The organism is Maritalea sp. (assembly GCF_051251695.1).
GTDB lineage: Bacteria > Pseudomonadota > Alphaproteobacteria > Rhizobiales > Devosiaceae > Maritalea.
Genome location: NZ_JBPOEU010000013.1, coordinates 98,123 through 118,465, shown reverse-complemented (window position 1 = coordinate 118,465; position 20,343 = coordinate 98,123). Strand labels below are relative to the sequence as shown.

Sequence of the window (20,343 nt, the reverse complement as noted above, 5' to 3'; positions counted from 1 at the left end):
CCCCACCACAAGCAGGTTACACTTTACTAATATCCAAGTTTGTCCGATTCAGAGCAATTTGTTAAGCAAATAATTAGATTTTGTTAACCAACGCAAAATGCGCATGGGGACTTAACCGTACGCGATCATTAAAAACACCACTACATCAACAACATATGGAACTAAGATTTTAATATTCAAATATCGTGATTGCTGAACAGCCAGTCCGTGATATTAAATGGTCAAACCAATTAACGAGGAATCAGTATGAAATACTTGCACACAATGGTCCGAATTTCGGACGTCGATGAGAGCTTGAAATTTTATTGCGAAGGGCTTGGTTTGAAAGAAACACGGCGCTTTGATAATGAAAAAGGCCGATTTACGCTGATCTTTCTTGCCCCTCCGGGAGAAGAGAAAAACGAGATTGAACTCACCCACAACTGGGATCAAAAAGGATATGATGGTGGACGAAACTTTGGCCACCTCGCCTACCGTGTGCAAGATATTTACGCCACCTGCCAGCATTTGATGGATATGGGCTACACTATAAATCGCCCACCGCGTGATGGACACATGGCGTTTGTTCGCTCTCCAGACAATATTTCGATTGAGCTATTGCAAGAAGGTGATCTAGAGCAGAAAGAGCCTTGGGCATCCATGGCTAACATCGGCGAATGGTAAACCGATAATTGCTCAAAAAGATAAAATCTTAACTATCCTTATTGACCGGCGATTAGGCATCGCCGGTTTATATTAACGGCTCGTTTTCTAAGAAACCAAAACATGAAGTTACGAGCCAATCATGCGCCTGTGCATTGCCATTTTAATAAGCCTAACCATTCTGACCGGCTGTGCATCGCTTGGTGGATTGTCTGGTGGTCCGCAATATAAAAAGAAATTTGGCGTTTATGTTGAGCATTCAAAGGTGCAAACATTTTGCCTTTTGCCCAAACTCCGTTTTATTTTGTGGAAAGCTAGAATGCATTTTGGCAGAGAACCAATCGTCACATCAGGATACCGTAATCCGTTCCACAACTGGAAAGTTGGCGGTGCTTGGGGCTCTTTCCATCAAAAATGCATGGCGGCGGATATATTCATCCCCGGTGTTTCAAAATCTAAGCTGATCGCCTTTTTAAAGAAAACCGGTGAAGTTGGCGGTCTTGGTTGTTATCCCGGTCGAAAATTTGTTCATGTGGACATAAGAGGTCGGCCACGCGGTTACCGTCGCCCGGTTTTATTTAAGGGTTGCTGATCCCAAACTCGTCAAATTCGTTTGAAAAATCAGCATTTTTTGGAAAAATATACAAAAAAACCAAATTGCCTCTTGCGTCTTTCGTCAGAGGCCAATATACGGTCTTCACAGTTCGCTAGCGCCCTTCGTCTAGTGGTCTAGGACGCTGCCCTTTCACGGCGGAAACACGGGTTCGAGTCCCGTAGGGCGCACCAACTTTTGTTAGTTGGGCGAAACAAAAGCCGGCCTTTATGGCCGGTTTTTTTGTGCGCGGAATTCAACGACATCTGGCGCTTGGTGACAAAGTTCTGCTACCCAGTTGTTGGCCCAAAGCAATTGGGTGCAAATTTGAGGATGTGTGCCGTGCATTGGCCAAATGTATTTGCGCTAGAGCGGCGCTACTATCCACTGTTGGCGATTGTAATTGTCTTCTTGCTTGCCAAGGTCTTATTCAGCGCCATCACTATCGTAGCCGCAGACGAGGCCTATTATTGGGTGTGGGGGCAACAATTCGCACTTTCCTATTTTGACCACCCGCCCCTGAACGCATGGATCATTGGTCTCACCAGCCAGCTGTTTGGCAACAATGTATTGGGCATGCGCATCCCAACTTTTATCAGTTTTGTGGGCATCCTTTATGTCTATTGGTTGTTCGCCCAGCGCTTATTTCCGGAAAGAGCGACCGTTTCATTTCTGATTATGATTGCGGCGTTCTTGGCCTCCCCCACGCTGTTTGCTTGGACATCTATCGTTTATAACGATCACCTACTGATTTTCTTGGGTCTTGCGGCGGCTTATGCGTTCAGTGACTATTTCAGCGCCTTTGCAAAAGACAAAGACACTTCTGTTGCGCCACTTTATTTAGCCGCTTTGATGTTGGGCTTAGCAGCGCTAGCAAAATACAATGCAGCATTCATTGGGGTTGGCATTGCAATGCTGGTCATAGGCCACCCAAAACTGCGCGCCTTGCTCCAGCGCCCACATATCTATTTAGCGGGCATATTATGCCTCGCCATGCTGTCGCCCGTTCTGATTTGGAACATTCAAAACGGGTTTGCTTCTTTTGAGCTGCATCTGGTTGACCGTTTTGAGCAGCCGCTTTTCTCGACATTCAACACCGTTACGTTCACGCGGTTTGTCTTGTCCACGCTCATTTATTTTGGTCCGGTTTTGTTCATCCCGCTATTGATGATCTTTCGACCACAAAAACCACTGAATGAATTTGGCCAGCAAGCGATTTGGATCGCACGACTGACGATTGCACTCTCGTTCATCACGTTCCTGGCGTTAGCAACCAGAGGCACCGTCCATTGGTACTGGAGTTCCATTGCTTATGCGCTCATGCTGCCATTCTTGCCTATGCTGGTGCGCAATGTTTGGCTTTTAGCTATTCATTTCATGTTGGGTGCTGTTTTCATTGTCTACGCGACGTTTAATTACAGTTACGCACCAATTGAAATGGTGATGGGCGGGCAAAGCCCTGAGGTGGCGCGTGTTTATGGTTGGTCTGAATTTGGATCTGAAATAAAGCGCCTTAAGGCTGAATATCCTGACGCGGCGATTGCAACGACCCACTATTCAACTGCGGGTCAACTCGCGCACGAACTCAACCGTACTGATATTTATGACCTGTCGCCGCGCCCGACTCATTTCACCTTTATAGATCGCAAAAACCTAGAGATAGGCGAACGCGCAATTGTTCTGCATGATCAGTTTGGTGATTTGGAAGAAACAGCGGCTCGGTTCAAGACGTTTACACAACTGACCAGTGTAGAGTTTAAACGCGATGACATATTGATCAACAAGGTCGATATCTATTTGGGTGAGGACTTCATTCGCTGATCTTCAACGAGAACTGGCGAACGGCTATCCGTAAAACTCATAGAGCAGGCGAAAATACCAGAACCGTTCTTCGTGATCGATTAATTCATTCAGTTGCTTAGGCGATAGACCGGTTATCCGTTTTACGTCACGCCCTAAATGAGATTGATCGGCATAGCCATTTTCAACGGCAATTTGGGAAAAACTGAAATCATCGTTTTCCCGCCGATGAATGAAACTCTTATAAAGCTCTTCGCCCCGCGCATAAGATTGTAATTCCCTTTGCGTCAAACCTGTCCAGTGCTTAATCCGGCGTTGAATTTGTCGCGTGCTGCGGCCAACACCGCCGGTCGCTAATTGCATAAGCCCCTGGCGCATCCAATCCACCAAGCCGTTGGGAATGATTGCATGGCTGGGCCGTCTCTTGGCCCAGATTGGGGCCAATATCTGCTGAAGATGAGCAAACTCTTCCTGAGCATCTCCATCTACAGTGAAAATATCCAGAAAAGGCAAAAGCTCATTGGGTAAAATTTTACCTGCATCAATGTACTTATTTGCAATTGTTGAAGCGTCGATCCCTGTCAGCGCAAACCAGGCATCTGGCAGAAACCCCAATGTGACTGCGTAAACATCGCCCTCGTTCCAAGAGATTGTGGGCTGGTTCGTAGGGCCGCTCACAAAAACCTGAGGTAGCGGCGACCAACATTCTGGATCGGCACCCCCATCTTCAGAAACACGACAATCGCCCTTTAATATCCATGAAATGGCGCAATAGGGAGACTTGGGAAAATTGTTAAATCGATCAGAAAAGCCAAGGTTTGCACCGCGCGTATCGCGCACAACACCTGTGGGCATACAGGCAGCAATGTCACCCTGTGGCCAAAGCAGCTCAGATTTGGCTTTTGATTTATCGATTTCAGACATCAAAGTTTTTGCTAGGCCTACCATGTCGCATTCATTCTATCTTGTTTCTGCCAAAACCGAAATTGTTCTCGCATGGAAACAATGGAACCAGAGCATGAACAATTCAGATGCGCCAACTTTATCTAGTCAACGTCAATCCAATGATGATTGGAGTACCTTTTCAGATCAACTTGCCGACAAGGGGTTTTTGGTCACCTCCTCTTCTAAACTGATTAATTGGGCCCGCACAGGATCACTTCACCTGCTCAGCTTCGGCCTTGCTTGTTGTGCTGTTGAAATGATGCAGTTTTTAACGTCACGCTATGACTTTGAACGTTTGGGCATGGCCTTCCCAGCAACGCCGCGACAGGCCGACTTGATGATTGTCGCTGGCACGGTCACCAATAAAATGGCGCCGGCATTGCGCAAAATCTATGATCAGATGCCGGAGCCGCGATACGTGATCTCCATGGGCTCATGCGCCAATGGAGGTGGTTACTACTATTATTCATATTCTGCAGTACGTGGCGTCGATAGATTGATTCCCGTTGACATTTATGTGCCGGGTTGCCCACCAAGCGCTGAGGCGCTGATGTATGCGGTGATGTTGCTGCAAAAGAAGATCAGACGCACGGGCACGATAGAGAGATAATGAGTTCTGGCCCTCCTCGCCTAAACCTATTATAGCAATCAGCAAGTATTGGCGGTGAATAAGGGGCGCATATGGCCAAGACAGTTGGGTCAAACGCGGATGGATCAAAGGATATGACGCAGCGCGTGCAAATTCCTTTTTCAAACAAGTTCATGGTCGCCGTGCTGGTCTATCTGGTCGCGATAAAGCTGATTACCAGCTTTACAATGCATCCGCTTGGCGACGAAGCCTATTACTGGCTCTGGGGCCAAAACCCTGCTCTTTCCTATTTCGACCATCCAGGACTTGCTGGTTGGCTCTTGGGCCTCACAGACGCGGTGTTCGGCACGTCGCTGTTTGGCTTACGGATAGCCTCCGTTTTGACCGCAATTGGTTCTGTATGGTTTTTGTGGCTTTATGCGGCGCGCGTTGTTCCCCTCAATCAGCGCAAGGGCCTTTTGTTCATCACCCTGATGATCGCCACCTCACCCACTATATTTGTATGGACCACCTTGGTTTATCACGACCATCTGTTGATTTTCGTGTCACTGGGTGCGATGTATTTCTTCACTTGCTATTTGGGCGACGAAGCGTCGTCAAAAAATGCAAAGCTCTATCAGCTTTATGCTGGTGCTGTTCTTTTGGGTCTGGCGGGGCTTACGAAATATAGTGCTGTGTTCATGGGTTTAGCCATCGCCCTGTTGGTCATTGGCCACCCGAAATTGCGACACATATTAGCGAGACCGCATATCTATTTCGCGGGCCTGCTTACTGTGATCATGCAAGTCCCAACGCTTTATTGGAATTACAACCGCTCCTTCGCTTCGTTTGGTTTTCATCTAAACGATAGACACGGGTCTGATTGGCTGTCAGCTTTCAATTCCGACAGTTTTTTCAACTTCGTGTTGGTCACCATCGTGCTTTTCGGCCCTTTTTTGGTGCCGCCCTTCATCAGATTGTTTAGGGAAAAAACAGAAGGTGACTTTTACGGCATTGGCATTTGGCTGGCCCGGCTGGTCACCATTATGTCGACCGGAACCTTTATGTTCATCGCGTTTTTCTCCTTTACCCTGTGGTACTGGAGCGACCTTTCTTACATTTTGATGTTGGTGATGTTGCCTGTGCTTGCCATGAAGCGGTGGCTGGCACTTGCGCATATTTGGTTTGGTCTTGTGCTGATCACGCTCGTCGGGATCAATTACACGGTCGCCCCCGTCGCCAATCTGTTGGGGCAACGCGATATTGAAGCGGCGACCGTTTATGGCTGGGATGAGATTGCCCAGTTTGTTGAAAAAGCTGAGCAAGTGCATCAACCTACATTCGTGGCAGCAACGCGGTTTCAATCAGCTTCTCAGCTTTCCTTCGCCATGCGCCGCACCGACATAACCGCGATTGAAGGCCGCCCAACCCAATTTGATATTTGGGAAGATCGCGCAGCAATTGCAGGCGGCACAGGGCTTATTCTACAAGACGAGTTTGGCAGTATGGGTGAAACCCAACAGCGGTTTGAAGAGCTAAAAAAAATCGATGAGTTCATGGTTGAGCGTTTAGGCTATCCATTATTGAAATATGAACTTTATCTTGGCACAAACTACACGCCGCGCCCAACTGACTTGGTCAAGCCAGATTTGGCTAAGGCAAACTAATGGCAGTCGCCCAGCGGAAAACAGCATGGGTGATCGGTGCAAGTTCTGGATTGGGCGCAGCTCTATCTGTTCGCTTGGCGAACGAGGGATATGACGTTGTCATTTCAGCTAGACGCGTAGAGCTTCTCGATCAAATTGCCACCCAACATAATTCCATCACGTCGCTTCCACTTGATGTCAGCGACCATGCTGCTTGCAAACTGGCAGCCAATCAGCTGTGCGACCGAGCAAAACCAATTGACCTATATGTGTTTTGTGCAGTGAGTGCCGGCAACCAAGAGGGTTTGCACAATGAGATCAGCAATGCCCTAGATGTTGGCCTGCTGGGCTGCACGGCGACATTAGAACCGATCTTGAACCAAATGCGCACTCACGAGAATGGGCATATTGCACTCATTGGATCACCAGTTGGATTTCGGGCCCTACCGGGAACCACAAGCTATGGGGTTACAAAATCTGCTTTGGCCCATCTGGCGCAAAGCATAAGGCTTGAACACGCCAAACAAGGGATTGATGTCCAACTGATTTTGCCCGGCTTCGTCGACACGCCGCTTACCCAACGCAATCAATTTCCAATGCCATTTCTCATGCCGCTTGAAAAAGCAATTGATCGGATATGGGACGGGTTGTGTCATCCAAGCAGGTTCGAGGTCGCGTTCCCCAAACGCCTGATTTGGCCCATGCGCTTGATGGCAGCATTGCCAGACGCCATATATGGAAGGCTGATGAGCTTCATTTCAAATAGGATGAAAAGCTAGGGAAAACTGGCATGTCTGATCAATGTCGTGAACCTGTCGCACAAATGTCGTGTTCACCCATCCTTCAATTCGATAATCAGTCGTTGCCACAAATTGAGATTTAAAAATGAGCATAGCAAGACGAAGAATTGATAAAGGTTGGACACAGGAACAGTTGGCAGAAGTCGCCGGACTGAGCGCCCGTACGGTCCAACGTATCGAAAGCGGCAAATCCGCAAACTTGGAGTCTTTAAAGTGCCTTGCGTCCGTTTTCGAAACCAATGTGGCAGATTTGATTAAGGAGCAAGAGATGCAAAATCAAATAGCTGAGCATGCGGATTTAGAAATAGATGGCGACCAAAAATCCTACCGCGAAACTGAAGCCATCAAATATGTGAAAAACCTCAAAGAGTTTTACCGGCATCTAATCGTCTTCGTCATTGTCGCACCGTGTCTTGTGGCGTTCAATGCGTGGCTTACACCGGGCGTATGGTGGGTCGTGTGGGCGATTTTTCCTTGGGGATTTGCCGTCGCGATGCACTTTTTAACTGTGTTCGGATTTTTGAACCTGCTGGGTCCCAAATGGGAACAACGCCAATTTCAAAAACGGATGGAAGCGCACGACAACAATCGGGCTGATAAGACAGGAAACTAAGTTGGGACGTTTCAGGAAATTCGGCAAACTAAAGCGAACTAAGTGAAACAAAGTGGGACATGTTTCACCCACTTATCCCCGCTCCGTTTCAGTCGATCCGGCGGTATTGATAGACCCCAACATCGATCATTTCTTCGGCAAATCCAGCTTCGCAATAACACAGGTAATAGATCCACCTGCGTTTGAAAACGTCGTCAAAGCCAAGCTTCTCGATTTCCGGCCAAGCCGCCAAAAACTGCTCACGCCAAATGCGTAATGTCGTTGCGTAAGACTGGCCGAAAAGCTCTTGTTTTTCCAACTTCAAACCAACCGCATCGCCTTGATCTTTCATCGCTTTTTCCGTCATCAACATGCCGCCGGGAAAGATATAGCGCTGAATGAAATCGACGTGTTTTCGGTAGTCCTCGAAATCGCTCTCATTGATGGTAATCGCTTGAATCGCAGCCGTGCCACCCGGTTTCAAACGGTCATGTACCGTTTTGAAATAGGCGGGCCAATGTTCTTCGCCAACTGCCTCAATCATTTCGATTGAACAAACATGATCAAACTGACCAATTGTGTCGCGGTAATCCTCGATCACTAAATCGGTGAGATCGGATAAACCCTTGTTTTCCATACGATCTTTAGCGTATTTAAGCTGTTCGGTTGAAAGGGTTATCCCCTTTAATTCCGCTTTGTAATCTTTGGCTGCCGTTTCTGCAAACGCGCCCCAACCACATCCGATTTCGAGGACAGAATGGCCCTCTTTAAGGCCAGCCAAATCCGCAACGAGGTGATTCTTTGCCCATTGCGCTTCGGTAAGTGTTTGATTTTCATCAGTATAATACGCCGATGAATAAATCATCGTGGGGTCGAGCCAAAGGGCATAGAAGTCATTTCCAAGGTCATAGTGCTCGGAAATGTTTTTCTTCGAGCCCTCTTTGGTGTTTTGCCGCGACAGGTGGTAAGCCATGTCTTGAGCAGTACGCTTGAAAAAGTTCGGTTTAGAGCCAACCAATTGATCGCGATTGAGCAAGAAAAACGAGAATACTTTCACAAGGTCATCGCACTCGATATCCTCGTTCATGTAAGCGGCTGCAAAACCCACCGTTCCGCGCTGCGCTGCTTCCCATATGACATTGAAGTTGTTCAGACGAAGAATCGCCTTTGGGCCATCATTGGATTTATCCCCCAACGAGATGCTTTTCCCCGAGGGTAAAACTATTTTTAGATGTCCAATTTTAATCCGGCCAACAGAACGTTTGCCGATAAATCCAACAATTGCCGACATGATTTTGGCAGACAATGTTGGTGAATTTTTCGCGTGGTCTAAAGCAAAGTCACTCATTTTATAAACCTGGTACAATCAAACCCTAAGACGTTGATTCAATGACTGATTCAGTGCGCGAAGTTGCGCCAATCATCTTAGAACTTGGTACAGCCAAGCCTCCTCAATTTACAAATATAAGTTTAACGAGGCTTTTTTTTGATGCAACCCCAATTTGCGGGCCATCAAAATAGCGTTAATTTCTGGGTCTTGCATGGCTTGATACTATCCGGCTGGTGCTGCATCCATAATTCTTAGCTGAACCTCTTCGCGGCCCTGCCAATGGTTTATAGATAACGTGCCAACTATATGAATCGGATCAGAATTTCTTGCTTCTAACAGAAATTGTCCGAGTGCCGTATCAGCTGCTCGAAATGCGATACCGTTAAGACGCGCGCGGTCTTGGGAAACAAGGCTGACTTTTACATGTCCGCCAACCCCAACAATGTCTGAAAAAGTGACGCGGTGGGCGGGTAACGCAAAAACTGGGCCCGAATTGCCTGCGCCAAATGGGCCCGCCTTTTCAATGGCATGCATGAAATCTATCGTTGCGCCACGCGCGGTCAGTGCCGCATCGATCTTTATGCCTGTATCCTGCTGCGCCTCACCAACTGAGCTGACCAGTTTTTCGCTCAGGAAAGTGCGAAATGTACCGATTTCACCAGACCCGATTGAAATGCCAGCAGCCATGGCATGGCCTCCGCCTTTTGTGATGATGCCTTTTGCAACAGCTTCAAGCACCGCAGCGCCTAGATCGACACCTGGAATAGATCGGCCAGAACCGGTGCCGCTGCCATCCGGGCGCTGTGAAATAGCAAATGCAGGTCGGTTGAAGCGTTCTTTTAAACGCGATGCAACAAGTCCAACAACGCCTTGATGCCAATCTGGCGACGCCATGACAAGCACAGGAGGCCCTTCCCCGTCGCCAATTTCTGCGTCCGCTACCGCGATAGCTTCGTCAACCGCTTGTTTTTCGATTTTCTGGCGTTCAGCATTTAACTGGTCAAGCTGGGCTGCCATGTGCATCGCGTCATGTTCATCGCTGGTGGAAAGTAATTTCGCGCCAATACTTGCGTCGCCTATTCGGCCACCTGCATTGATGCGCGGACCAATAACAAAACCAAGGTGATAGGGGTTAAGCGGCCCAGATACCCGAGCAGCCATCGCCAGCGCGCCGATGCCAATGTTCGACCCTTTGCGCATAATATCAATGCCGCGCTGTACGAAGGCTCTGTTTAGACCCTTAAGCGGCACAACATCGCAAACGGTTCCAAGAGCAACCAAATCGGTCATGCCCATTAGGTCTGGCAAAGGAGAAACGCCAACTTCCCGCAATTTTCGGTTTAGCCCGACAAGCACCATGAAAGTAACACCTGCGGCGCACAAATGCCCAAGCCCCGAAATGTCGTCAGGCCGATTTGGGTTGACCAATGCGTCCGCCTTGGGCAGTTCCCCATCCACCATGTGGTGATCGATCACCAAAATGTCGACGCCGCGCTCTTTGGCATGTTCTATTGGCCCGTGGCTTGTTGTGCCACAATCCAGCGTGATGATTAAGTTTGCACCATCGTCTATCAGTTGATCAATAGCGCCATTGTTAGGGCCATAGCCTTCAAATATCCGGTCTGGAATGTAAATTAGCGGGTCAAGGCCCACTCCGGTGAAATACCGCGTTGCCAATGCGACGGAAGTGGCGCCATCAACATCATAGTCACCAAACAGGGCAATTTGCTCATTGTTTTGAACCGCTTGAACAAGCCGATCCACCAATGGCTCCATGCCGGTCAACAGATTAGGGTCCGGCATTAAATCGCGAAGGGTGGGTGTTAAAAACTGTTCGGTTTCTTCCAGTGCAACGCCCCGGCCCGCCAAAATACGCGCAACAATTTCACTGACTTCAAATTGCTGGGACATGGCGGTTGCAAGACGAACAGATTTTTCATCCAGCCGGTCCAACCATTGGCGACCAGAGATGGACTTTTCGACCCCAAGAAAGTTCTTATTTCGCTGCAACATAGGTTAAGTGCTAACGATATATGAGCAATTCGTCGAGTGAAAACATGGCGATGGCGCTCCTCTAATCCGCAACTGACAAACTCGCGTAGAGCTTTCTTCTTCCCAACGCTACTCACAATTGACAAAAAATGTATGCATTCTTAGCCAACGCGTTCGAAATCCATTGTCCAATTGGTTTCCCATGTTTCACCATCATCAACTGACATCGCTTGTTCCCATCGAGGTGAATCTGTGTCTGTGCGCAGCCATAAGAACCTAACGATTACTGGATCTCCATCGAAACGGTCATTGGCAAAGAATGATCCAACTCCATTCTCAAACTTACCGACGACCGGCACATCAAGTTGATGCGGCTCATTGGCAGAAAGCCACCAGATCGCCCAAGTTTGAGCTGTGGTGTCAAACGAACGTATGGCGATGGCACGATAAGGGCCGCTTGGAAATTCCAGTAAATTGTCTTCGATATTGCCATTACCGCCCAATACAGGTTGCGTTTGCGAATAGCCATCAAACTCCTCCCAATCCCTGCTGCCAACCAACCTTTCTTTGAGTCTGCGATGTTTTACTTGCCATTGCCCAAACTCAAAATCAAAGTCGGGTGAAATGCCTGCTGGTCCTTGCGTGGATGATATCCTAGAATGATCATGTCATTTTTTGTTCTCTATATGTTCTTATTGTAAATATAAACCAACATAAATGGGGTCTGTTCCGGCTGAGTGCGAAATGACACTCTAAGGTCAGCAATGCGGACAAAACGACATTTTGCTGCTTTTGCGCCAAAGGCAGCTTTACGTCGCAAAAACTTTACCCATGAGCTGTTACCGCCCTCTGATATAGTCATGGTCGGGGACTATTGATGATACCACAATGGTTTCATCATCCGAATGCTTCACCTCTTCGGCAAAGATGATCATATCTATCAAATAGAACAGCGCTGCTCTTGCCAGTTTCAGTGAATCCAGAGTTAGACGCTCAAACTTTGAAATATCTATATGATCAACAGCAAACGATGCAGAAGAATAGTCGTTGGAAATCATGTCATCATGAAGAACCGAAAAACGGTGCGTAGAGGTGTTTCTGTAGGTCTTGTGTGCCTCCATATAACCGTGCCCTCGGCTATCATCTTTGGAGATATCGTGAAAAATATTGTAGAGCGCAATGAGACCGGGGTTGCCTGAATTTAAAGAAGCTTTGATCTCTTCATGTAGTTTAAAACCCTCACCCTTTTTTTTACTGCCCCAAACCTTGGTAAAGTCAGTTTTATTTGCTTTCTCCATATCTAAGTAGCAGGCCAGAGCAACAGCAATTTTATCCAGTATATCAAACACAATACGTTGCGCACTTGTTAGCGCTGAATAGCGAACACCGTACACGGCATAGTCTAAAGTATCCGCGCGAGAGGTTGTCTCAAAGAACGGCGTATCAGTGTCATACTCCCATACGTCAAAGAAAACCTGCCTAGCAAAAGCATAGTCAGATTTCATCACATTAATCATTGCAAAAATTTCAGGACCATGGTGCTTGTCGGATGGCTTCGCCTGAACCGAGGGGATCGTCAACAAATCAAAGCGGCCGGAAGAAAACTCGTCATTGCTACAATAAAGAGAAAGAGCCAAGCCCTGCTCTGCTACGAATGCGAAAAATGGATTATCAATTTTCTTTTGGGGACAAGGTTTGATTTTAGCAGCATCCTCAACGGCTTTCTGAACCGATGACAAAGCGTCCTTCCCAGAAAATTCCTCTACGGTGTCGTAGTTAGAAGAAACCACATCAGAAAGCTGTCGAACGCGCTCAAGCATTGTATCGACATGACAATAGCTTTGATAAGTTTTTGTCTTCCTATAAAACAATCCCGCTAGGCTCATCGAATGCCGCATCTCTTGATATGCAGCGACCCCGTTTCGCGGTAAAATTTTCAACGCTTTCTGAAAGCAATCAAGAGCTTCTACCCAACGGGAAGTTTCCAGAAGAAGTATTCCAATATTGGTCAACGCCTGCGATTTCAGTTCGGGAGATGCGTGGTTATCACGTATGACCTTTCCGAAATTTACTCTTGCTTGAAAACGGTCTTCAAACTGCGGCCCGGCAACGGGAGATGATAGCTCGTCATTTACCCGCGAACGGATTTGCAGTCCGTTTGCCAAATTGTAAAAGAGTCCAGAATTGGGTTTGGCTATTTTTATTAGCCTGCCAAGTATCTCAACGCCTTGACTGACAGCTTCAAAGTTATTCGTAGCGGCGCCACAATCAATAAGCACAACCGCCTTTGGCAACAGTTCTTCCCGACTATCGCCCAACTCGTTGAGAAACAATAGGGCTGCTAAAGGGTCTTCATTTCTAAGTTTGTAAAGCTGATTGATTTTTTCAGATGACATCATAGCCCCTCAAGGTTTTACGTAAAAACCTCCAAATGTTGAAACTGTCGCACGTTAGGATTTCTCCTAAGCAGACACTAGTCGTATTGTGATAGTCTGGCAAAAAGGGCTCAGAGCGGTCGTCGGCGTTGAAACCTAAAAAACGTCGAAGGAAGCCAATTAGTACTAAAATGCGTCCGATCGCCTACCGAAACTATCCAACATGCAAGTCTGCCAAGAGTCATAAAACAATGTTGCAGCACAATTTGGAGGGGAACAATCTAAACTGTCAGACGCAACTATAAAAAAGTCGTCACCATAACTCTTGCCGGCGTTTGCAATGACCCAGCTACCCAATGGACTAATGACCGTAATACTAGAGTTATCTTCTTGACGGTTCTTTGCTATTACAATGCTTGTTAGCTCAGCATCGACTCCCAATTGAAATGGGCAAGCCGTCGGCAGCTGCGCGTATCCATGAACGTATTCGTCTTGATTCAAACCGTCGACAACAGTTTGGATAACCGGAATACTCCCCATCGTATACGATGACAAAGTGAGGCCCCATTTTCGCATTTCTTCTCGATATCCGAATTGACCTGCAAAATGAATAATGACGCCAGAACCCAAAACTATCACCGTAAGCAAACTAAGAAATTGCGCAGACCTGGCCTTGTTCAATAAGTTTTTCAAACCGCCACCAAACGAATGTCGCTACATGCCTCGAATTCTACGCACATCTACGGCTTTCCCAACTCACACTGTTTCAGAACCCGATGTGTAATGAATGTGGATATCCTTGGCAACTTGGCTAATGCTCTGAATAGAAACAATTTTGAATATACAATCGCTAACAGGCCCTACTGGTCGAAGTCTGCTTTGGGCTCAAACCAGTCATTTGGTTGTTTCGCAAACGTTCGTTTGAGACATAGGCTCTATATGCATGAAAAGCTGTAGTTTTGTGCTACACAAACCATATCATAACCAATAGTTTGCAAAGGGTTGGTAGCGAATTACTCTTCGAGTTTCATTTCACACTCAGTCGGAACCGACCCCTTGAAGGGCTTCATCGCTGAAGCCCTCCTCTATCAGTATCTGTGAATAAACTAAAACCTAGTTGTCGCGCAAATGGCGTGCATTGATCCAACGTACTGTCTTTGACCAAGAACGCATGACAATTGTTGAGGTTTCAAAGTGGTTTGGGCGAATTTTTACGCCAGCCAGCATCGACCCATCGGTCACCCCGGTTGCGGCGAACAAAACATCACCAGAAGCCAAATCCGTAACGTTGTAGATACGGTCTGGATCTTCAATGCCCAAGCGTGCGGCGCGTTCGCGCTTTTCCGCTGTGTCCAGCACCAACCGCGCCTGCATTTGCCCACCTACACAACGTAAAGCCGCTGCCGCCAACACGCCTTCTGGCGCACCGCCGGTGCCCACATATAGGTCGATCCCGGTTTCTTCTCGGTCGGTGGTGTGAATGACACCTGCAATGTCGCCATCATTGATCAATTTGATCGAGGCACCCATTTCGCGCAATTCATCAATAATTTTAGAGTGTCTTGGACGATCCAGCACACAAACAGTGATTTCAGCAGCTGAAACGCCGCGCGCCTTGGCCAAGGCATTTACGTTTTCGGTGATGGAGCGATCGATTTGCACAATGCCTGGCTCGTATCCGGGGCCAACGGCGATTTTGTCCATGTAAACGTCTGGCGCGTGCAACAGTCCGCCCCGTTCGGCCATGGCTAGAACGGCCAAAGAATCATGCTGGTTTTTGGCGCACAATGTTGTGCCCTCAAGTGGATCAACGGCGATATCTACTTTAGCGCCCTCGCCTATGCCGACTTCTTCACCAATAAACAACATGGGTGCTTCGTCGCGTTCGCCTTCGCCAATAACCACCCGGCCATCAATAGAAACCTTGCCAAGCTCTTTGCGCATGGCCTCAACTGCGGCACGGTCGGCAGATTTTTCGTCGCCTTTGCCGCGCCATTCAGCCGCCGCGATGGCCGCATTTTCAGTGACCCTTACAATCTCCAATGTGAGATTGCGGTCAACAATCGCTGTTTGGCCTTTTGCTGATTTTGCAGTTGTTGCCATTTTCGACGCCTCTTATAAGTGTTTGCCCATAACCAATTACTATAAGCAGATCGGCCAAATTGGCCTAAAACCGCTCAATACGAATAACCTGTGGCGTACCGACGATGAAACCGTCTTTTGCCACGCGATCAAGGGTTTGACGCACGGTTTGCTCCATGGTCTCTTGCGTGATTAAAACCACTGTCCGTGTTGCTACATCACCCGCCTCAGGGTCACTAACAACCAAATCTGGACGTTGGATGACGCTTTCCAGCGAAATATCACTTTCCCCCATACGCGAGGCTATAGCAGCAAGTGCGCCCGGAATGTCCCTAGCATTTAGTCGTATAAAGTAACCGCCTTCGTGCGCACGCATGCTGGCTTTTTGATAAGGCGCAAGCTGATCAACGGGCATACCCAATGGCGGCACCAAAGTACCACGAGCGCTATCAAAAATATCGGCCAATACAGAAGCAGCTGTGGCTTCACCGCCCGCACCGGGGCCGGCCATCAACAATTCTTGCACATGATTGGTTTCAAGTGCCACAGCGTTCATCACGCCATCAATGCCTGCAATTGTGGACGTTTTAGGAACCAATGTCGGGTGAACGCGTTGCTCGATGCCATCCGACGTGCGTTGCGCGACACCCAGCAACTTGATGTTGAAACCAAGGTCGTCAGCCACTTTAATATCAGCCTGATCAATGCGGGTAATGCCTTCAACAAACATTTGATCGGCAGCGATTTCAACGCCAAAACAAAGGCTCGTAAGAATTGCAAGTTTGTGTGCTGTATCAAACCCTTCAATATCAAAAGTTGGGTCCGCTTCTGCATATCCCAATTCTTGCGCATCTTTTAGACATGACGCGAATGAAATCTCTTCGTTGGACATGCGCGTTAGGATATAATTACAAGTACCATTCATAATGCCGTAAACGCGTTGCACACGAGCAAGCCCAAGCCCTTCACGCAACGTTTTAATAACCGGAATGCCGCCGGCGACCGCCGCTTCAAAATTGAATGAGGTGTTATGCTTTTCCGCCAGGCGCGCAATTTCAACGCCATGTTTGGCGATAAGCGCTTTGTTTGCGGTGACAACCGGAATCCCCGCCTCTAGCGCTGCGCGGATGCTGGCTAGCGCCGGACCATCTTCGCCACCCATCAGTTCAACATAAAGATCGATAGAGCTAGACTTTGCGAGGGCAACAGGATCGTCGAACCATTCGACTTCGCTCATATCGACGCCGCGATCGCGTGAGCGCGAACGAGCGCAAACAGCGGTTACTTCGATATCGCGCCCAAAACGCTTTTGAACATCATCTTGCTGGCTTTGCAAAATGGAAACAAGAGCCGCGCCAACGGTGCCAACACCTGCAACACCTATACGTATCGGAGCATTAGCATTTGTGGATTGTTTTTCGATGGTTTTGATCATATCGGTAATCTTGTTTCTTGTTTCGGCGCGAGGCTCGCGCCCTTCACGAAGGTTGAATACAAATTGCGGATCAGACGCCAACTCCCGGCCAAAGCGGGTTGGTGTCCACTCATTTCGTTCCATAAAGCGCTCTACACGGTCACGAAACTGGTCTAATTCGGTCATGAACTTCACGTTCTTGTTGTTGAAACGCCTATAGAATAGGAAAAGTCCTATTCGTCAACAGTAGTGCATGGGATTGTTGGGAGTGAAAGTAAAAAAGGCACCCGTCCGATAGACGCACGCCTAATTAATCCCTTGTGCAAATGCCGTCTTACTTGCTCATTTTCACGACATTATCGCCGCGTTTGCCGTGCTCAGTCATGAATTTTTTGATGTTGCGGGCTGCTTGGCGGATGCGTTGTTCGTTTTCTACTAGGGCGATGCGCACGTAGTTGTCGCCATATTCACCGAAGCCCAGACCTGGTGCTACCGCAACGTCTGCCTCTTTGATCAACAATTTGGCGAACTCGAGCGAACCTAAATGTGCGAACTGCTCGGGAATTGGGGTCCACGCGAACATGGTTGCCGGTGGTGGTGCGACGTCCCACCCTGCGCGCGCAAAGCTGTCGACCAGCACATCGCGGCGATGTTGATAAATCTCGCGCACTTCAGAAACGCAATCATCTGGGCCGTTAAGAGCGGCGGCGGCGGCGACTTGAATTGGCGTAAACGCGCCATAATCCAAATAGGATTTCACGCGTTTTAACGCCTTGATCAAACGTTCATTGCCGACAGCAAATCCCATGCGCCAACCCGGCATCGAGAATGTTTTGGACATTGATGTGAATTCAACTGCGATGTCTATAGCGCCGGGCACTTCTAGAATTGAAGGCGGTGGTGTGCCGTCAAAATAGATTTCGGAGTAAGCGAGATCCGACAGGATGAAAATCTCGTGCTTGCGGCAATATTCAACGACCCGTTTATAGAAATCTAGGTCCGCAACATAGGCTGTTGGGTTAGATGGATAATTCAAAATCAACGCGATTGGCTTTGGAATTGAATGCCGTACGGAGCGATCTAACGCCTCAAAGAAGTGCTCATTCGGCTCAGCTGGCATAGAACGAACTACGCCGCCAGACATGATGAAGCCAAATGAGTGAATGGGATAAGTTGGATTAGGCACCAACACCACATCACCGGGCGCGGTGATGGCCGACGCCATGTTGGCAAACCCTTCTTTGGAGCCAAGCGTGGCGACAACTTGCGTGTCAGGGTCCAGCTTCACGCCAAAACGGCGGCCATAATAGGACGCCTGCGCTTTGCGAAGTCCGGGAATGCCCTGAGACGACGAATAGCGGTGGGTACGCGGATCGTTCACGGTTTCTTTTAGTTTTTCAACAATGTGCTTGGGGGTCGGCAAGTCTGGATTGCCCATGCCAAGATCTATAATGTCCGTTCCCGCCGCTCGCGCCGCCGCCTTGATCGGGTTGATATGTTCAAACACGTAAGGGGGTAGTCTGCGTATACGGTGAAATTCTTCGGTCATCTTGATCTCTTTCGACCTCTTGTTGATGTTGAAACGTACCTAACTGGTACTGCGTAAAATGCGCTATAGCATCTATTGTGAAGAATTATGGTTTTTAAAAGGATAATCTAGAACCAAACGCTGAAAATTCGGGCTTGTGTAGCCGTTATACCACTGGGAATAGACGACTTATCATGTCGCTTGGAATTAATCCTGAAGCGTTTAAGATGTAGGGTATTGCGATTAGGTCATTGAAAGGAGTGTTTTATGCAAAAGTGTATTTTTACGACATTCATATTGGCACTATTTCTAAGCACAACCTCAGCCCAGGCTGCCACTTGCAAAAGCTACTCGACTTGCCAACAAGCCGTTAAAAACTGGTGCGAAGGAAGCCACCCGAGAGCAGATGGCGACGGAGATGGAATTCCTTGCGAGAATGTTTGCAAATCACTTGCTGACGTTCAAAAAATTCGAAAGAAAATTGGCTGCTAGTCTTATTGGAAGAGTTTGTCATTGCGCAACGATGACTTGATTTGCGGTTGATAAGTTGCATTATGATGGAGTTCTACCCAAGCAAGTGATTGACGTGCCACGCTAATTTGAAGTTAGTACGGAAACCGTACAAATTTTGGATTGCATATGAATATCGCCGATCATTTGGAAACACTGCACCGGCAGGCCCATCGCCACTGGATGAAACATGGCTCGACGCTGGGGCTAAGTTACAGCGAATTCGAATATTTAAGCGCAATCAAAGAACAAGAAGTACTTAGCACGGCTGATGATTTTCACGGCCAGCATCTGCATGATTTGGTAACCGCTATGGGCGTCAACAAAGCTTCAGCCAGTGCGATGATGGACAAGTTGGAAAAGCGCAAATTGGTGCGGGTAAAGCCGTGCAAGCGCGATGCGCGGGCGAAACATTTCATCCTAAGTAAAAGCGGTGAAGCGCTTCGCGTGCAAGGAAAAGCGGCATATGCGCAATTGCTTGAAACCTTAAGTGCCGACGTGCTGGCGATGATTTCATCTCAATCGCTAGAGGCAAAAATTACACCAAATCAAGCGATTGAGAAACCAGCGTCGAAACCAAAGCCTAAGAAAAAAGCAGAAAAGCCCGCCGTTGATAACGCCGAGCTTCCGCAATTGAGTTTGTTTGGGTGAATTAGTTCAGTCCCAAGTTTGTTGGTTCATCACCACCATATTTTCGTCCACCAGACACCGGGACCGAATTGTCCACTTTTTCAAACTTGATGTTGCGAAACCGGGCCATGCCGCTGCCAGACAACATACAACCAAAGTTGACGATATCTGCACCGTCGGGCACGTCCAGCACCAGCTCTAGCGGTGTCCATTCGTTGGTGCCTTCGAGCGCTCGATAGGGCGCCACGTCGACCATGTTGTCGAATGCGAGCGTGCTATTCGGCTTTCCATCAACGCGCATCCACAGGCTTGTGGGCCCAGCGTTTCGCGTCGCAACTTCTGCGGCCATTCGTATATGACTTCCCAAATATGTTTTTGCAGAAATGAACTGCATAAGCGAAGCAAACGTGTTGGCACGCGCTTCGATGCAGTCAATCACCATTTCCTTGGCGTGGGCCTCCCCTTCAAGTCGAGCATTGTAGCATTCCAGATGATCCCGTCCAATAAAGGACCAGCCGTCGGGAATTTGGTTATTTCGACATTCATTGGGCGTTTTCCGCAAATTTGCGCTCAGATGGTTCCAGCTTTTCTCGCCGACCGTTTCTGCAATGATTTCCAAGCAATCTGAGTGAGAAAATTCTGAATTTCGCGATGACAGCGCGTTGCGCAAGGCTTTCGCGTAGCCCTTAATCTGTTCTTCAGTATACATATTCGTCCCATTGGCGACGATCAATTTGTCAGTGCGTGCATTGCCAACACATCGTCGCAATGATTGACGATTTGCAAAGTACAGAAAGCGCTTTCACCAATCCCAACGGGACGCACGCAGCAGGCAGCGCTGAACCTTTTGAAAGGTTAGCGCTGTTCACAAAATGATTCAAGATGTTGCCAAAATGA

General features: G+C 48.1%; 18 protein-coding genes and 1 tRNA gene. 9 read left to right on the top strand and 10 right to left on the bottom strand.

The annotated features are described in order from the left end of the window. The first annotated feature begins 246 nt into the window (after positions 1-246). The 4 genes from ACSHWX_RS09965 to ACSHWX_RS09950 all read left to right on the top strand — a co-directional run bounded on the left by ACSHWX_RS09965 (position 247) and on the right by ACSHWX_RS09950 (position 3,055). Entirely contained in the window at positions 247-663 is a 417-nt protein-coding gene (locus ACSHWX_RS09965) for a VOC family protein (protein ID WP_435668062.1), read from the top strand. Positions 664-784: 121 nt separating this feature from the next. After that, a complete protein-coding gene (locus ACSHWX_RS09960) occupies positions 785-1,234 on the top strand; it encodes a YcbK family protein (RefSeq protein ID WP_435668061.1) in 450 nt (149 codons plus the stop codon). 118 nt (positions 1,235-1,352) lie between these two features. Beyond that, a tRNA-Glu gene (locus ACSHWX_RS09955) sits at positions 1,353-1,428 on the top strand. Between the two features lie 148 nt (positions 1,429-1,576). Continuing rightward, complete coding sequence (locus ACSHWX_RS09950) at positions 1,577-3,055, top strand: ArnT family glycosyltransferase (protein WP_435668060.1); 1,479 nt, start codon at positions 1,577-1,579, stop codon at positions 3,053-3,055. A 24-nt stretch (positions 3,056-3,079) separates the two neighbouring features. On the opposite strand, the gene ACSHWX_RS09945 is transcribed toward ACSHWX_RS09950, so the two are convergent. After that, on the bottom strand, positions 3,080-3,982 hold the full coding sequence (locus ACSHWX_RS09945) for a helix-turn-helix domain-containing protein (RefSeq protein ID WP_435668059.1): 903 nt from the start codon (positions 3,980-3,982) through the stop codon (positions 3,080-3,082). A 70-nt stretch (positions 3,983-4,052) separates the two neighbouring features. Here ACSHWX_RS09945 and ACSHWX_RS09940 point away from each other — a divergent pair, with 70 nt between their 5' ends. The 4 genes from ACSHWX_RS09940 (at position 4,053) to ACSHWX_RS09925 (ending at position 7,606) form a co-directional block, all read left to right on the top strand. After that, positions 4,053-4,589 (top strand): NuoB/complex I 20 kDa subunit family protein, encoded by a 537-nt coding sequence (locus tag ACSHWX_RS09940; protein WP_435668058.1) that lies wholly within the window; start codon positions 4,053-4,055, stop codon positions 4,587-4,589. Positions 4,590-4,660: 71 nt separating this feature from the next. Next, positions 4,661-6,214: an ArnT family glycosyltransferase gene (locus tag ACSHWX_RS09935; RefSeq protein WP_435668057.1), complete on the top strand. Its 1,554-nt coding sequence runs from the start codon at positions 4,661-4,663 to the stop codon at positions 6,212-6,214. Further along, positions 6,214-6,972, top strand: a complete 759-nt coding sequence (locus ACSHWX_RS09930) for an SDR family NAD(P)-dependent oxidoreductase (RefSeq protein ID WP_435668056.1) — start codon at positions 6,214-6,216, stop codon at positions 6,970-6,972. The genes ACSHWX_RS09935 and ACSHWX_RS09930 overlap by 1 nt, the downstream gene beginning before the upstream one ends. A gap of 106 nt (positions 6,973-7,078) precedes the next feature. Then, on the top strand, positions 7,079-7,606 hold the full coding sequence (locus tag ACSHWX_RS09925; RefSeq protein ID WP_435668055.1) for a 2TM domain-containing protein: 528 nt from the start codon (positions 7,079-7,081) through the stop codon (positions 7,604-7,606). 88 nt (positions 7,607-7,694) lie between these two features. Here the strand turns inward: ACSHWX_RS09925 and ACSHWX_RS09920 are convergent, their stop codons facing one another. The 8 genes from ACSHWX_RS09920 to ACSHWX_RS09885 all read right to left on the bottom strand — a co-directional run bounded on the left by ACSHWX_RS09920 (position 7,695) and on the right by ACSHWX_RS09885 (position 18,327). Beyond that, on the bottom strand, positions 7,695-8,933 hold the full coding sequence (locus ACSHWX_RS09920; protein ID WP_435668054.1) for a class I SAM-dependent methyltransferase: 1,239 nt from the start codon (positions 8,931-8,933) through the stop codon (positions 7,695-7,697). 204 nt (positions 8,934-9,137) lie between these two features. Then, positions 9,138-10,928 carry a single-stranded-DNA-specific exonuclease RecJ gene (recJ, locus tag ACSHWX_RS09915; RefSeq protein ID WP_435668053.1) on the bottom strand — a complete coding sequence of 597 codons (1,791 nt, stop codon included), beginning with the start codon at positions 10,926-10,928 and terminating at the stop codon, positions 9,138-9,140. A 140-nt stretch (positions 10,929-11,068) separates the two neighbouring features. Next, positions 11,069-11,410 (bottom strand): DUF1579 domain-containing protein, encoded by a 342-nt coding sequence (locus ACSHWX_RS09910; protein ID WP_435668052.1) that lies wholly within the window; start codon positions 11,408-11,410, stop codon positions 11,069-11,071. A gap of 336 nt (positions 11,411-11,746) precedes the next feature. Then, on the bottom strand, positions 11,747-13,303 hold the full coding sequence (locus tag ACSHWX_RS09905; RefSeq protein ID WP_435668051.1) for an LA2681 family HEPN domain-containing protein: 1,557 nt from the start codon (positions 13,301-13,303) through the stop codon (positions 11,747-11,749). 165 nt (positions 13,304-13,468) lie between these two features. Then, positions 13,469-13,975: a hypothetical protein gene (locus tag ACSHWX_RS09900; protein WP_435668050.1), complete on the bottom strand. Its 507-nt coding sequence runs from the start codon at positions 13,973-13,975 to the stop codon at positions 13,469-13,471. 420 nt (positions 13,976-14,395) lie between these two features. Beyond that, positions 14,396-15,385 carry a class II fructose-bisphosphatase gene (glpX, locus tag ACSHWX_RS09895; protein WP_435668049.1) on the bottom strand — a complete coding sequence of 330 codons (990 nt, stop codon included), beginning with the start codon at positions 15,383-15,385 and terminating at the stop codon, positions 14,396-14,398. Between the two features lie 64 nt (positions 15,386-15,449). Beyond that, a complete protein-coding gene (locus ACSHWX_RS09890) occupies positions 15,450-16,799 on the bottom strand; it encodes a homoserine dehydrogenase (RefSeq protein ID WP_435668064.1) in 1,350 nt (449 codons plus the stop codon). Positions 16,800-17,112: 313 nt separating this feature from the next. Further along, positions 17,113-18,327, bottom strand: a complete 1,215-nt coding sequence (locus ACSHWX_RS09885) for an LL-diaminopimelate aminotransferase (RefSeq protein WP_435668048.1) — start codon at positions 18,325-18,327, stop codon at positions 17,113-17,115. 618 nt (positions 18,328-18,945) lie between these two features. On the opposite strand from ACSHWX_RS09885, the gene ACSHWX_RS09880 reads away from it, so the two are divergent. Next, a complete protein-coding gene (locus tag ACSHWX_RS09880; RefSeq protein WP_435668047.1) occupies positions 18,946-19,467 on the top strand; it encodes a MarR family transcriptional regulator in 522 nt (173 codons plus the stop codon). Between the two features lies 1 nt (position 19,468). Here the strand turns inward: ACSHWX_RS09880 and ACSHWX_RS09875 are convergent, their stop codons facing one another. Next, a complete protein-coding gene (locus ACSHWX_RS09875; RefSeq protein ID WP_435668046.1) occupies positions 19,469-20,155 on the bottom strand; it encodes a glyoxalase superfamily protein in 687 nt (228 codons plus the stop codon). Between the last annotated feature and the right edge of the window lie 188 nt (positions 20,156-20,343).

Excerpts from the sequence above, each read along its gene's own strand:
- ACSHWX_RS09890 (WP_435668064.1), bottom strand. The coding sequence starts at position 16,799 with ATGATCAAAACCATCGAAAAACAATCCACAAATGCTAATGCTCCGATA.
- ACSHWX_RS09935 (WP_435668057.1), top strand. The coding sequence starts at position 4,661 with ATGGCCAAGACAGTTGGGTCAAACGCGGATGGATCAAAGGATATGACG.
- ACSHWX_RS09940 (WP_435668058.1), top strand. The coding sequence starts at position 4,053 with ATGAACAATTCAGATGCGCCAACTTTATCTAGTCAACGTCAATCCAAT.
- ACSHWX_RS09880 (WP_435668047.1), top strand. The coding sequence starts at position 18,946 with ATGAATATCGCCGATCATTTGGAAACACTGCACCGGCAGGCCCATCGC.
- ACSHWX_RS09945 (WP_435668059.1), bottom strand. The coding sequence starts at position 3,982 with ATGGTAGGCCTAGCAAAAACTTTGATGTCTGAAATCGATAAATCAAAA.
- ACSHWX_RS09925 (WP_435668055.1), top strand. The coding sequence starts at position 7,079 with ATGAGCATAGCAAGACGAAGAATTGATAAAGGTTGGACACAGGAACAG.
- ACSHWX_RS09920 (WP_435668054.1), bottom strand. The coding sequence starts at position 8,933 with ATGAGTGACTTTGCTTTAGACCACGCGAAAAATTCACCAACATTGTCT.
- ACSHWX_RS09885 (WP_435668048.1), bottom strand. The coding sequence starts at position 18,327 with ATGACCGAAGAATTTCACCGTATACGCAGACTACCCCCTTACGTGTTT.
- ACSHWX_RS09875 (WP_435668046.1), bottom strand. The coding sequence starts at position 20,155 with ATGTATACTGAAGAACAGATTAAGGGCTACGCGAAAGCCTTGCGCAAC.
- ACSHWX_RS09960 (WP_435668061.1), top strand. The coding sequence starts at position 785 with ATGCGCCTGTGCATTGCCATTTTAATAAGCCTAACCATTCTGACCGGC.
- glpX (WP_435668049.1), bottom strand. The coding sequence starts at position 15,385 with ATGGCAACAACTGCAAAATCAGCAAAAGGCCAAACAGCGATTGTTGAC.
- ACSHWX_RS09965 (WP_435668062.1), top strand. The coding sequence starts at position 247 with ATGAAATACTTGCACACAATGGTCCGAATTTCGGACGTCGATGAGAGC.
- recJ (WP_435668053.1), bottom strand. The coding sequence starts at position 10,928 with ATGTTGCAGCGAAATAAGAACTTTCTTGGGGTCGAAAAGTCCATCTCT.
- ACSHWX_RS09905 (WP_435668051.1), bottom strand. The coding sequence starts at position 13,303 with ATGTCATCTGAAAAAATCAATCAGCTTTACAAACTTAGAAATGAAGAC.
- ACSHWX_RS09930 (WP_435668056.1), top strand. The coding sequence starts at position 6,214 with ATGGCAGTCGCCCAGCGGAAAACAGCATGGGTGATCGGTGCAAGTTCT.